The organism is Micromonospora phytophila (assembly GCF_023656545.1).
In the GTDB taxonomy this organism is placed as follows: Bacteria; Actinomycetota; Actinomycetes; order Mycobacteriales; family Micromonosporaceae; genus Micromonospora; species Micromonospora phytophila.
In genome coordinates, this window is the sequence record NZ_JAMOKF010000137.1 from 1 (window position 1) to 12,662 (window position 12,662).

At 71.4% G+C, this 12,662-nt stretch carries 13 protein-coding genes and 1 pseudogene; 10 read left to right on the top strand and 4 right to left on the bottom strand.

Going from position 1 to position 12,662, the window contains the following annotated elements; genetic code table 11:
• The 3 genes and pseudogenes from NCC78_RS17270 to NCC78_RS17280 form a co-directional block, all read left to right on the top strand.
• Positions 1-349 (top strand): annotated as a pseudogene (locus NCC78_RS17270) (carboxymuconolactone decarboxylase family protein); the annotation flags it as partial.
• A 9-nt stretch (positions 350-358) separates the two neighbouring features.
• Positions 359-811, top strand: coding sequence for a DUF6220 domain-containing protein (locus tag NCC78_RS17275; RefSeq protein ID WP_250795629.1), 453 nt, complete (start codon positions 359-361; stop codon positions 809-811).
• Positions 808-2,547 carry a multicopper oxidase family protein gene (locus tag NCC78_RS17280; RefSeq protein ID WP_250795630.1) on the top strand — a complete coding sequence of 580 codons (1,740 nt, stop codon included), beginning with the start codon at positions 808-810 and terminating at the stop codon, positions 2,545-2,547. The genes NCC78_RS17275 and NCC78_RS17280 overlap by 4 nt, the downstream gene beginning before the upstream one ends.
• A 95-nt stretch (positions 2,548-2,642) precedes the next feature.
• Here the strand turns inward: NCC78_RS17280 and NCC78_RS17285 are convergent, their stop codons facing one another.
• Together NCC78_RS17285 and NCC78_RS17290 are read right to left on the bottom strand one after the other, a co-directional pair.
• A complete protein-coding gene (locus tag NCC78_RS17285) occupies positions 2,643-3,356 on the bottom strand; it encodes a hypothetical protein (RefSeq protein ID WP_250795631.1) in 714 nt (237 codons plus the stop codon).
• 158 nt (positions 3,357-3,514) lie between these two features.
• Positions 3,515-4,129, bottom strand: coding sequence for a GNAT family N-acetyltransferase (locus tag NCC78_RS17290; RefSeq protein ID WP_250795632.1), 615 nt, complete (start codon positions 4,127-4,129; stop codon positions 3,515-3,517).
• Positions 4,130-4,321: 192 nt separating this feature from the next.
• Between NCC78_RS17290 and NCC78_RS17295 the strand changes: the two genes are divergently transcribed.
• The 6 genes from NCC78_RS17295 (at position 4,322) to NCC78_RS17320 (ending at position 10,227) form a co-directional block, all read left to right on the top strand.
• Complete coding sequence (locus NCC78_RS17295; protein ID WP_250795633.1) at positions 4,322-5,059, top strand: DUF1223 domain-containing protein; 738 nt, start codon at positions 4,322-4,324, stop codon at positions 5,057-5,059.
• Entirely contained in the window at positions 5,056-5,967 is a 912-nt protein-coding gene (locus NCC78_RS17300; RefSeq protein ID WP_250795634.1) for a redoxin domain-containing protein, read from the top strand. Before NCC78_RS17295 ends, NCC78_RS17300 begins: the two co-directional genes overlap by 4 nt.
• A 28-nt stretch (positions 5,968-5,995) precedes the next feature.
• Entirely contained in the window at positions 5,996-6,514 is a 519-nt protein-coding gene (gene msrA, locus NCC78_RS17305; protein WP_250795636.1) for a peptide-methionine (S)-S-oxide reductase MsrA, read from the top strand.
• A 53-nt stretch (positions 6,515-6,567) separates the two neighbouring features.
• Complete coding sequence (locus NCC78_RS17310) at positions 6,568-7,797, top strand: epoxide hydrolase family protein (protein ID WP_250795637.1); 1,230 nt, start codon at positions 6,568-6,570, stop codon at positions 7,795-7,797.
• Positions 7,798-8,077: 280 nt separating this feature from the next.
• Positions 8,078-9,031, top strand: coding sequence for an SRPBCC family protein (locus NCC78_RS17315; protein ID WP_250795639.1), 954 nt, complete (start codon positions 8,078-8,080; stop codon positions 9,029-9,031).
• A gap of 23 nt (positions 9,032-9,054) precedes the next feature.
• Positions 9,055-10,227 (top strand): zinc-dependent alcohol dehydrogenase, encoded by a 1,173-nt coding sequence (locus tag NCC78_RS17320; protein WP_250795641.1) that lies wholly within the window; start codon positions 9,055-9,057, stop codon positions 10,225-10,227.
• Between the two features lie 87 nt (positions 10,228-10,314).
• Here NCC78_RS17320 and NCC78_RS17325 read toward each other — a convergent pair whose 3' ends face one another.
• Positions 10,315-11,793, bottom strand: a complete 1,479-nt coding sequence (locus tag NCC78_RS17325; protein WP_250795642.1) for a glutamate-cysteine ligase family protein — start codon at positions 11,791-11,793, stop codon at positions 10,315-10,317.
• 183 nt (positions 11,794-11,976) lie between these two features.
• On the opposite strand from NCC78_RS17325, the gene NCC78_RS17330 reads away from it, so the two are divergent.
• Positions 11,977-12,315, top strand: a complete 339-nt coding sequence (locus NCC78_RS17330) for a DUF3817 domain-containing protein (protein WP_250795643.1) — start codon at positions 11,977-11,979, stop codon at positions 12,313-12,315.
• 79 nt (positions 12,316-12,394) lie between these two features.
• Here the strand turns inward: NCC78_RS17330 and NCC78_RS17335 are convergent.
• Positions 12,395-12,662: alpha/beta fold hydrolase (locus NCC78_RS17335; protein WP_372495149.1), on the bottom strand; the 268-nt coding region annotated here is incomplete at its 5' end.

Below are 12,662 nucleotides of genomic sequence, written 5' to 3' on the forward strand. Positions count from 1 at the left end.
CGGCGTCGCGTACGCGTCGTTGAAGAACGCCGCCACGCGCGGCGGGGACCTCCTGGGCGACGTGGCGCGCCAAGCCGTCGCGGCCACCGTGCGGTGGGAGGACGGGCGGTACCCGGCCCGGCCCGCGGACTGGGCCGTCGATCTGGTCCGGGACGTGCCCGGAGCGGACCGTGTCGGGACGCGCATCGCGCTGCTGGCGGCGTTCGCGCCCAGCGCGATCAGCGTGGGCGACGTCGCCCTGTGGCGGCTTTCCCACCCGGCCGACGCCGACCTCGTGCGGCTGGTCGCGTACGGCGCCATCACGGCCACCGATCACGTCGCCCAGGCACTGTCCCCGGCTCATCCCTAGGAGTTCACCATGCGCAAGGCCTTCGTCATCGTCACCGCTCTGTTGCTCGCCGCGTTCGCCCTGCAGTTCGTCTTCGCCGCCGTGGGCGCGTTCACGAAACCCGCGGGCGACGACGCCTACGCACTGCACAGCGTCACCGGGATGGCGGTCATCCCCGTGCTCACCCTGCTCACCATCCTCTTCGCCGTGCTGGCGAAGGCGCCGGGCCGGCTCGTCGGACTGGCGGTCCTGCCGCTCGGCCTCGTCGTCGTGCAGGCGCTCATTGCCGGGCTCGCGAGCGGGGCCACCGACGCCGCGGGCGCCAGCACCCCGTTCGGCCTGACCATCGCCGGGCTGCACGCGCTCAACGGAATCATCGCGGTGCACGTCGTGGTCGGGGTCCACCAGGCAGCGCGAAAGCTGGCCCCCCCGGCGCCGGCCGGCGCCGCCCGGGTGACCGTCCGGGAAGGGGAGCCGGCATGACCGTCGGCTCGCTGCTCGCGGCTGACCTCGTCATCGCGGTCCTGGCGGCCGCCGGGTGGCTGGGCGGCGGCGCCGCGTCGGCCGCCCGGCGCCGTCCGCTCGCCCTGGGACTGGCCGCCGTCGCGCTGCTCGCCACGCTCGCCCGGGCGATCACGATCACCGCGCTCGCCCGCGCCGGGTGGTGGTTCGCGGCGGAGAAGGTCCTCATCGCCGCCCCGCTGTCGCTCGCGGCGATGGCAGTCGCCGGGCCGCGGCTGCTGCGGGCCCCGGGCGACATCCGGTCCGTCGCGGTCCCGCTTCTCTTCGCCGGGTACGCCGTGACCGGCGGCCTGCTCGTGACGGTCCTGCATGGCTATCCGGCGTCGGCGGGTACGGGACTGCTCGCGGTCGCCGGGGTCCTCGCGGCGACCGCGGTCTCGTGGCGCGCCCTCGGCGCGCGCCCGTCCCGGACGATGTCCCGGGCCGCCGTCGCGGTGGCGGTCGCGGCGCTGGTGACCGGAACCGGGCTGGCCGCCGCACCGGACGCCGCTCGCGGCGTACCGCATGATCATGGATATAGGGATGCGCGGACCGCCGGCGAACCGACCAGGCGGTTCACCCTGACGGCCGGGACCGCCACGGTGAATGTGAGCGGCCGGGACGTCGCGGCGTGGGCGTTCGACGGGCAGGTTCCCGGGCCGGAGCTGACCGCCACCGTCGGCGACGTCCTCGAGGTCACGCTGCGCAACCGGGACATCGCGCGGGGGGTCACGCTGCACTGGCACGGGTACGACGTGCCGAACAGTCAGGACGGGGTGCCCGGCGTGACGCAGGCGGCGGTGCTGCCCGGACAGGAGTTCGTCCACCGCTTCCGCGCCGACCAGGCGGGGACGTACTGGTACCACACGCATGCGGTATCCGACGTCGGCGTGCGGATGGGGCTCTACGGTGTCCTGGTGGTGCGCCCGGCGCCGGTGACCGGCGTCGACGTCACCGTGCCGGTGCACACCCTGGCGGGCCTTTCGCTGCCCGCACCGAGAGCGGAGCCGGTCGAGGCGGGAGTGCCCGTGCGGCTGCGGCTTATCAACACCGACAGCACAACGCACCGGTACGCCCTGGCCGGGACCCCGTTCCGGGTCGCCGCGATCGACGGATCCGACCTGCGGGGCCCGACGTCGCTCGTGCACACCGCCGTGCTGATCCCGGCCGGGGGACGCTACGACCTGGTGTTCACCGCGCCCGCCACGCCGGTGGCGCTGTTCGTCGACGGACGGGCGGTCTACTCGACCGGACCGGTGGCGGCGGAGACCGGCGCGTGGCCGGTGCTGGATCCGCTCACCTACGGCGTCAGTTCTCCCGTGCCGTGGTCCCGGTACGACACGGAGTTCACCCTCGTCCTCGACCGCGGCATCGACCTGCACGGACTGCTTCCGCGGTACGCCCACACCGTCAACGGCGCGGCCGATCCGGACATCCCGCCTCAGGTCGTACGCCTCGGCGACATCGTCAAGTTCACAATCGTGAACCGGTCCCAGATCGTGCACCCGTGGCATCTGCACGGCCATCACGTCCTGGTGCTGTCCCGCAACGGAAAGCGAGCTACCGGAAGTCAATTGTGGCTGGACTCCTTCGACGTACGCCCCGGCGACGTCTGGGAGGTGGCGTTCCAGGCCGACAACCCCGGAATGTGGGCCAACCACTGTCACAACCTGGAGCACGCCGACGCCGGGATGACCCTGCACCTGATGTACTCGTGATCCTCGGTCGTGAATACGGATGACCGCGGCAGGTGACTCGGATTAGCGAGGTCTCACCTTGTTGTGTTGACGAGGGTGGCGTCTGAGCGCTGTCGTCAGACCAGCAGACGCTCCCGCATCCTCGCGCCCAGATTGATCCCATTTACGGCGCGAGGGCCGGTCGGATCGTGCACGTCGAGGGTGTTGTTGCGGCGCATCAGCTCACGGATCGGAGGTGGCAGCGGGGGCGGGTCGTCGATAGCTGCGAGGACCTGCGCGGCACTTGAGATCAGTCGGTCGGCCAGGGCGGCGGCGTCGGTGTCCACCCGCACCCGGCCGTACTCCCAGCCGGCGGTGGTGAGGTCGAGCACCTCAAATACGCGGGTCAGAAGCGGATTCGGGTCGGTCACCCGGTCGAGCCGGGGCGCCTGGCTGCCGACCACCGCGACGGCGGCGGCCAGCTGCGCGTACGGGTGGAAGCCGCACGGCAACGCGAACAGTGGCCACCGCAGCGCCGGGCCGGCCTCCTTCCACAGCGGCCGGTAGTTCCGGCGGTGCACCAGGAGCCGCCGGCCGGTCCGTCGGTGCAGCTCGTGGGCCTGGGCCTGTAGGTCCGCGTGGGCCTCGTCGGCGACCTGGCTGACCACCCGGGCCGCCACCACCAAGCCGTCATCGCCGTTCAGCAGTCCCGTGACCGCCTCGACCTGCTCGGGAAATCGGCTCTGCGCGCGGGCGCCGTACCGGTACTGGACGTCCCGTAGCAGCGCCTGCTGCCGCCCCGCATCGAGCTGGACCCGTCCGCCGCCCAGCAACTGCCGGAGCCATCGCATTTCGCCTCGTTTCAGCAGAGCCGTCCCGGACCGCGGCCATGCTAGTGCGTCGGACCTCCCTCGTCCGGTGTTGGGGTGGCTGAGCGATCTCTGACCTTGATGGCGGTGCACGCGCGCCCGGACGACGAGGCGACGAGCACCGTTCCGCTCGCTCGCGGTCACCCGGGTCGACCCGCCTCCCACATCTCGCGGGTCATCTCGTACTCGACCTCACCCAGGTCCGTTCCCGGCAGCGGGTCGTCATAGGACGGGAAGTACGTGCGCACGTACCGCATGCCGATGGTCTCCATCACGCGCCGGGAGCCGGTGTTCACGGCCATGGTCTGCGCGATCACCCGGCTCTGCCGGACGGTGTCGAAGGCGTGCCGCAGGAGGGCGCGCGACGCCTCGCTGGCCAGGCCCTTCCGCCAGTGCCGACGCAGGAGGCGGTAACCCAGGTCGCTGACGGTCGGGTCGTCAGGTTGGTCGGGGCCGTGCGCGGGCGGCAGCATCATGAGCCCGACGAACTCGCCCTCGTCCTCCCGTGCCGGTGGCGTCGAGCCGCGGGTGACGCCGCCGGAGTCGAACGCCATCCAGTAGCCCAGGCCGTCCACCAGGCCGGCCAGGCCCATCCGCTGCTCGTGCGATGCGACCACCTCGTCCCTCGACCGCGCCCGGCCGTAGAGGTAGCGCAGCACCTCCGGGTCGGAGTCGAGCTGGACCTCCAGGTCGAGGTGCCGGTCGGCGAGCGGGACCAGCAGCAGGCGGTCGGTGCGCAAGATCGGTTGCGGCATGCGGCAACGGTCGCACGACGGCCTCGGTGGGGCGATCCGATTTTGTCGCCGCTGATCGCCTGGCGCGCTTCTGGCCCGGGTGCCGCGACGAGGGCGGCCGGGGCCCGCCTGGTCCGGCAGGCGCGGGGCATGGTCGCGGTCGTAGCGGGAAGGGCAGTGCCGCCAGCGGGGACTGACCGGGGGAGGGGCGCCATGACGGACACATCGCGCAGAGAGTCGGGTAGCGGACGCCCGGCGGCCGGTGGAGGCTTCGCCGTCGTGGAGATGTTCACCTCGCAGGGCTGCAACAGTTGCCCTCCCGCCGAGGAACTGCTGTCCGAGATCGACCGCGACGCCCGGGAGCGGGCCGAGCGCGTCTACGCCCTCGGCTTCCACGTCGACTACTGGGACCACCTGGGCTGGGCCGACCCGTACGGCGACCGGGCGCACACCCTCCGGCAGGAGGCGTACGCGCGGGCCTTCGGCTCCGGAGGGTTGTACACGCCGCAGATGGTCGTCAACGGCACCGTCGAGTTCGTCGGCTCCGACCGCCGGGCGGCATCCTCGGCGATCACGTCCGCCCTCGGTGAAGCAGCTGCCACGTCGCTCGCGCTGTCGGTGCGGGACGCCGACGGGAGCACGGGCGACGGACGTCGGGTGATGGTGGACTACCAGGCCGGGCGGCTGCCGGAGGGGGCGGTGCTGAACGTGGCGGTCGTGCAGCGGGGCCTGGAGAACGACGTCCCCCGGGGAGAGAACGCCGGGCGGCGGCTACGGCAGGACGGCGTGGTACGCGCCTTCACGTCCGCGAAGCTGGTCCGAGGGGATGGGCGGGTCGAACTCGCGGTGCCGCCGGACCTCGACCCACGACACGCCTCGGTGGTCGGCTATGTGCAGAACGACGCTGACAAGACCATCGTTGGCGCCGCGGCCGTCGAGGTGCCGGCGTGACGACGGGAATGACCGTGCAGCTCCCTGCGATCACCGTCGAGCGGTGGGTGAACTCGCCGCCGCTGACCCCCGAGGATCTGCGCGGCCGGGTGGTCCTGGTCGACTTCTGGGAGTACACCTGCGTCAACTGGATCCGCACCGCGCCCTACGTCAAGGCGTGGCACCGTGACTACGCGGACCTGGGCCTGACCGTCATCGGCGTGCACGCACCCGAGTTCGAGTTCGGCCGGCACGCGGAGAACATCGACCGGGCCGTCCGCGACCACGGTCTCACCTACCCCATCGCGATCGACAACGACTTCACCTTCTGGCGGGCCCTGCGCAACGACGCCTGGCCGGCGAAGTACCTGTTCGACGTGAACGGAGGCCTTGTCGACCGGTGGGTCGGAGAGGGCAGCTACGAGCAGGTCGAGTCGGAGATCCGTCGGCTTCTCGATCTCCGGGCACCCGGCGCCACGCTGCCGCTGGTCAGCGCCGAGGTGATGACCTTCGCCACGACCAGGCAGCCCACCTACGTCGGCATCACTCCCGAGACGTACCTCGGCGCCGACCGGCGGGTCTCGGGCACCTACGCCCTGACCGGCGACTGGCTCATCGGCGGCGAGTACGTCGAACTCGCCGGCGGCACCGGGGAGCTCGCCCTGCCCTTCAACGCCGGCGAGGTGAACCTCGTCGTCGACCCGGGACCCACCGGGCAGGCCGCGGTCAGGGTGCTGCTCGACGGGCAACCGATCGGCGACGAGCGCGGAGCCGACGTCGACCGGGACGGGACAGCGCACATCGACCGGGCGGCCATGGTCCGACTCGTCGCCGACGCGTCCCGCGACGACCACCTGCTGACCCTCGTCCCCGGCCAACCCGGCTTCCGCGCGTACGTCTTCACCTTCGGCCCAGAGGGCGTGTCCTGATGTTCGAGCATCCAGAGGGAGCGGAGCGATGACCGACACGAGCGAAAAGGCGATCCTGGCTGGCGGCTGCTTCTGGGGGATGCAGGATCTCATCCGGAAACGCCCCGGCGTGCTCACCACCAGGGTCGGATACACCGGCGGGGACGTGCCGAACGCGACGTACCGCAACCATGGTTCCCACGCCGAGGCGATCGAGATCGAGTTCGACCCCGACAAGCTGTCCTACCGGGAGCTTCTCGAGTTCTTCTTCCAGGTGCACGACCCGACCACGAAGAATCGCCAGGGCAACGACGTGGGAGTCAGCTACCGGTCGGCCATCTTCTACTGCAACGACCAGCAGCGGGAGGTCGCCGAGGACACGATCGCCGACGTCGACGCCTCCGGCCTGTGGCCCGGCAAGGTGGTCACCGAGGTCAGCCCGGCCGGCCCCTTCTGGGAGGCGGAGCCGGAACACCAGGACTACCTGGAGCGCAATCCCGGTGGCTACACCTGCCACTTCGTCCGACCGAACTGGAAGCTTCCCCGCCGGGGTGAGAGCGGCACCTAGTTCCCAGCGCCGCCGCTGGGATCCGATGAACCCGAACGAGAAGGAGGCCCCACGTGGCTGCCAGGACACAGACGCTGACCCGTACCAGCACGGACATCCGGCCGTTCCGCGTGGAGATCCCCGAGGCGGATCTCGACGCGCTGCGCAAGCGCATCGCGGCCACGCGGTGGCCCGAGAAGGAGACCGTCGACGACCAGTCGCAGGGCGTGCCGCTCGCGACGAGCCAGGCCCTCGCCCGCCACTGGGAGAAGGAGTACGACTGGCGCAAGGTCGAGGCGAGACTGAACGCCCTACCGCAGTTCGTCACCGAGATCGACGGGCTCGACATCCACTTCATCCACGTCCGCTCGAAACATGAGGACGCACTGCCGCTCATCGTCACGCACGGCTGGCCCGGCTCGGTGATCGAGCAGTTGAAACTTGTCGGTCCGCTCACCGATCCCACGGCACACGGCGCGGACGCGTCGGATGCGTTCCATCTGGTGATTCCGTCGCTGCCCGGCTTCGGCTTCTCGGGCAAGCCGACCGCGCCCGGCTGGGGGCCCGATCACGTGGCACGTGCCTGGATCGAGCTGATGAAGCGCCTCGGATACACGCGATATGTGGCGCAGGGCGGGGACTGGGGAGCGCTCATCACGGATCTGATGGGGTTGGAGGCGCCTGCGGAACTGCTCGGCGTGCACACCAACATGCCTGGTGTGGTCCCACCCGACCTCGATGCGCTGCTCCAGTCCGACATCACCGGAGTGAACAATGCGCTCGGCTCACTGCCAGCCGATCTCTCCGCCGAGGAAAGGCACACGTGCGAGCAAATTGACTTCTTCTGGAAGCATTCCGCCTACGCCCTCCTCATGGGGACGCGCCCGGAGACACTGACCGGATTCGCGGATTCGCCGGTTGGTCTGGCAACCTACATGATCGACCATGACGCTCGTAGCCTCGACCTGATCTGCGAGGTCTTCGCCGGACAACCCCGGGGCCTGACGCGAGACGACATCCTCGACAACATCACGCTCTTCTGGTTGACGAACACGGGGGTCTCCGCGGCTCGCATCTATGCGGAGAACACGTTCTCCTTCTTCGCCGCCAAGGGCGTCTCCGTCCCGGCTGCCGTGAGTGTCTTTCCCAATGAGATGTACGAGGCCCCGAGGAGTTGGGCGGAGCGGGCTTATCCCAACCTGATCCACTACAACAAGCTCGACGACGGCGGGCACTTCGCAGCCTGGGAACAGCCGCAGCTTCTTTCCGGCGAGCTCCGCGCGGCCTTCCGGTCGCTCCGCTAGCGGGGTCCGAACCTCCGCGCAGGCCGTCTCTCGCAGGTGCCCCGGTCACGTCGGTGACCGGGGCACCTGCGCGTCAGCGAGGTCGAACCGGCCCAGCTCATGACCTTGACCCACGCCGTGTCGGCCTGACCCGACGACGGGCCGACCTCCGATCGGTGGGTGCATTTGGGCATCACGCGCCGATTGCGGGGCATAGCGTCACGGTGGTGGGTTCACCGCTCGGCTGCCCCGTCGTCCGAATCCGGGGCGGGCCGGGCGTCGAGGCGGAGGAGGCAGAGGAGTGGACGAGGCTGACGAGGTGCTGCTGCCCGAACTTGACGGGCCGGAGCCGAAGCCGTTGCTGCCCCGGGCGCTGGGCTGGCTGAGTCTCGCCCTCGGCGTGGGCGCGCTGGCCGCCCCGGGGCGCCTCGCGCAACTGACCGGGGTGGACGACTCGCCCCTGGCACCGACGGTGATCCCGGCCGTCGGCGCCCGCGAGCTGGTGCACGCCGCCGGCCTGATCCGGGGGCGCCGCCCGGCGGGCTGGGCGTGGACCCGGGTGGCCGGCGACGCGATGGACCTGACCCTGCTCGGGCGGGCGTGGGGGGACCGGTGCGGCGAGCGGCGCCGGCGGGTCGCGCTGACCACCGCCGTGGTCGGCGGCATCGCCGTGGCCGACCTGCTCGCCGCCGTCGGCGCCGCGCGGTCGCGCCGGGCCCGGGAGCGGGTCATCCGGATGGAGATCGGGGTCACCGTCAACCGCACCCCCGCGGATGCGTACCGGTTCTGGCGGGACGTGGAGAACCTGCCCCGGTTCATGTCCCACCTGGAGTCGGTGCGCGCCGAGGACCTGCGCCGCTCGCACTGGATCGCCCGGGGCCCGGCCAGCCGCCGCATCGAGTGGGACGCGGAAATCGTCGACGACCGGCCGAACCGCTCGATCGCCTGGCGGTCGCTGCCCGGCACCCGGGTACCCAACGCCGGCCGGGTCCGGTTCGTGCCCGCGCCCGGCGACCGCGGCACCGAGGTGCGGGTGCAACTGCGGTACGCGCCGCCCGCCGGGGCGCTCGGCCGGGTGGTCGCGAAGCTCTTCGGGGAGGAACCCGAGCAGCAGGTCCGCGACGACCTGCGCCGGTTCAAGCAGGTGTTGGAGACCGGCGAGGTGGTCCGCTCGGAGGGCAGCCCGGACGGCATCTCAGTCCGCCAGCAGGTCATACAGCGCCCGGCCCAGCCGCTGCCGCCCGCCCGCCGCTGACCCCCGACCCGAGAGGAGAGACGATGAAGGCCACCGCCTGGATGGGCACGGACAGCGTCAAGGTCATCAACGTGCCCGACCCGACCATCATGAACGCCCGGGACGCGATCGTGCGGATCACCTCCACCGCCATCTGCGGCTCCGACCTGCACCTCTACCACGGCTACATCCCCGACATGCGCAAGGGCGACATCCTCGGCCACGAGTTCATGGGCGAGGTGGTGGAGGTCGGCCCGCAGGTGCGCAACCTCAAACCCGGCGACCGGGTGGTGGTGCCCTTCCCGATTGCGTGCGGGCGCTGCAACTCCTGCCAGCGTGGCCTCTACTCCGTCTGCGAGAACTCCAACCCGAACGCCGGGATCGCCGAGAAGATCATGGGTCACTCCCCGGCGGGCATCTTCGGCTACTCCCACCTGCTCGGCGGCTACGCCGGCGGCCAGGCCGAGTACGCCCGGGTGCCGTTCGCCGACGTCGGGCCGATCAAGGTGCCCGACGACGTGCCCGACGACCAGGCGGTGATGCTCGCCGACGTCTTTCCGACCGCGTTCATGGGTGCGGAGATGTGCGACATCAAGCCCGGCGACGTCATCGCCGTCTGGGGCGCCGGGCCGGTCGGCCTGCTCGCCGCCGCCAGCGCCCGGATGCTCGGCGCGGAACGGGTGATCGTCATCGACCGGTACCCGTACCGGCTGCGGCTGGCCCGGGAACACGCCGGCGCGGAGACGATCAACTACGAGGACAGCGACGTGCTGGACACGCTCAACGCGATGACCGCCGGCCGGGGCCCGGACGCCTGCATCGACGCGGTCGGCCTGGAGGGGCACCACGGCAACGCCGCCATGTACGCGTACGACCGCGCCAAGCAGGCGGTCCGGCTGGAGACGGAACGGCCGTTCGCGCTGCGCCAGGCGATCCTGGCGTGCCGCAGCGGCGGCGTCGTGTCGGTGATCGGCGCGTACGGCGGGTTCGTCGACAAGTTCCCGATGGGCGCGTTCATGAACCGGTCCCTGATCATGCGGACCGGGCAGTGCCACGTCCAGCGCTACACCCGCCCGCTGCTCGACCGCATCCAGCGCGGCGACATCGACCCGAGCTTCATCATCAGCCACCGCCTGCCGCTCAAGGACGCGCCCAAGGGCTACAAGATCTTCCAGAAGAAGCAGGACGACTGCACCAAGGTCGTGCTCAAGGTCTGAACCGGGTTCCGTCCCGCCGGCCCTCGCGCCCGGCCCGGCGGGCTGAGCCGCCACAGGGCGGAAACCACCCGGCGGTCACCGGGGGCGTCAGGGGATCGGCCACTCGTGGACCGGGCGGTTGCTGTGCATTAGCGTCACGTAGTGCCGGACCACCTCGCGCAGCGCCGCCGGCCGGTCCAGATGGTCGGCGGACTCCAGCCGGTGCAGCGTCTCCACCTGCCAGCTCGCGCCGTTGCGCCCGGTCAGGCAGCGCTGCTCGATGATGCCGAGCAGCCGGTCCCGCTCGTCCGGGTCGACGCCCCACCGGTCCAACCCGTGGTGCGCCAGCGGCAGCAGCCGGCGCAGCACCAGTTCGGTGACCGGCAGGTAGCCCAGGCCCGGCCAGTAGACCTGGGCGTCGATGCCGTGCCGGGCGCAGCTGGTGAAGTTCTCCTCGGCGGCGCTGAACGACATCTGCGACCACAGTGGCCGGTCCGACTCGGCGAGGGCCCGGACCAGGCCGAAGTAGAAGGCCCCGTTGGCGACGGTGTCCAGCACCGTCGGCCCGGCCGGCAGCACCCGGTTCTCCACCCGCAGGTGCGGCCGGCCCTTCAGCACGTCGTAGACCGGCCGGTTCCACCGGTAGATGGTGCCGTTGTGCAGCCGCAGCTCGGCCAGCTTGGGCACCCCGCCGACGGCCAGGGCCTCGGCCGGGTCCTCCGGGTCGCAGACCGGCAGCAGCGCCGGGAAGTAGCGCACGTTCTCCTCGAACAGGTCGAACACGTTGGTGATCCAGCGCTCGCCGAACCAGACCCGGGGTCGTACGCCCTGCGCCTTGATCTCCTCCGAGCGGGTGTCGGTGGCCTGCTGGAACAGCGGGATCCGGGTCTCGCGCCACAGTTCCCGGCCGAAGAACAGCGGCGAGTTGGCCCCCAGCGCCACCTGGACGCCGGCGATCGCCTGCGCGGAGTTCCAGTAGTCGGCGAACTGGGCCGGGCTGACCTGCAGGTGGAACTGCGTGCTGGTGCAGGCCGCCTCGGGGGTGATGGTGTCGGCGGTGACCGCCAGCCGCTCGACCCCGTTGATTGCGATGCGCAGGTCCTCGCCCCGGGCGGCGAAGATCTGCTCGTTGAGCAGCGCGTAGCGGGGGTTGGCCGACAACGTCTCCGCCGTCAGGTGCTCGGGACGCAACGTCGGCAGAACGCCGATCATCACCATGTGCGCGCCGATCGTGCGGGCCTTCTCCTCGGCGGCGTTCAGGCTGGCCCGCACGTGCTCCTCGAACTCGGCGGTGCCGGTGCCGGCGAGCCGGCGGGGCGCCACGTTGATCTCCACGTTGAACTGGCCCAGCTCGGTCTGGAAGCTCGGGTCGGCGATGGCGGCCAGCACGTCGGCGTTGCGCATGGTCGGCATCGAGTCGTCGTCGACCAGGTTCAGCTCGATCTCCAGCCCGGTCATCGGGCGGTCCACGTCGAAGCGGGACTCGCGCAGCATCTCGGCGAAGACGTCGAGGCAGCGCCGTACCTTGTCCCGGTAGCGGGCCCGATCCTCCCGGCTGAAGGTCCGCACGCCGACTTCCTCGCCCATGGTCACCACCCTGTCACCGCTGGTCCCCCTAACCTCGCACGGCACCACAGGTGGGGGAAGACCTGAATCTCCCTACTTACCCACTCGGGGGCCGGGTGACCCTCGTCGCGGGCCCACCCGTTGCGGCCCGGCGCGGCGGGGAGCGCGACTAGCATGGCGGCGCGAGAGGTGGGGGGAGAGCTGATGCGCGAGAAGGTGACCCGGCTGTTCGTGGTGGCGGCGATCGCCGAGGCGGTGTCGTGGGCCGCCCTGCTGGCCGGCATGGCGGTCAAGTACGGTCCGCCCGCCAACGAACTGGGCGTGCAGGTCTTCGGGCCGATCCACGGCGGGCTGTTCATGGCATACGGCGTGCTGGTGCTGGCGGTGGCCCGGCTGCGCCGGTGGAGCCTGCTCACCACCGGGGTGGCCCTGGCCTGCGCGGTGCCGCCCTTCGCCACGCTCGTCTTCGAGCGCTGGGCGCGGCGGCGCGGCCTGCTCGAGACCGTCCGCACGCCCGACCGCGAGGCGACCCCGGTCGGCTGACCGCCAGCGGGACCGTCGAGCCCGGCGGCGGCACACAGGTCGGAGTCAGCCCGCTGCCTCGGCCGGTCGGCACCGCCGCTCAGCCGGCCAGGAAGGCGGCGAGTTCGGCCGCGAGCTGCTCCGGTGCCTCCTCGGCCATGTGGTGGCCCGAGTCGACCGACGCGGCCCGCACGTCGTCGGCCCAGTCCCGCCAGATCGCCGCCGGGTCGCCGTAGAGATCGACCATGTCGTCGCGGGTGGACCAGACGAAGAGCACCGGGCAGGTGATCCGCCGTCCCGCCGCGCGGTCGGCGTCGTCGGCCGCCCGGTCCGGCCCGAGCCCGGCGAGGTAGTCCTCGCACATCGCG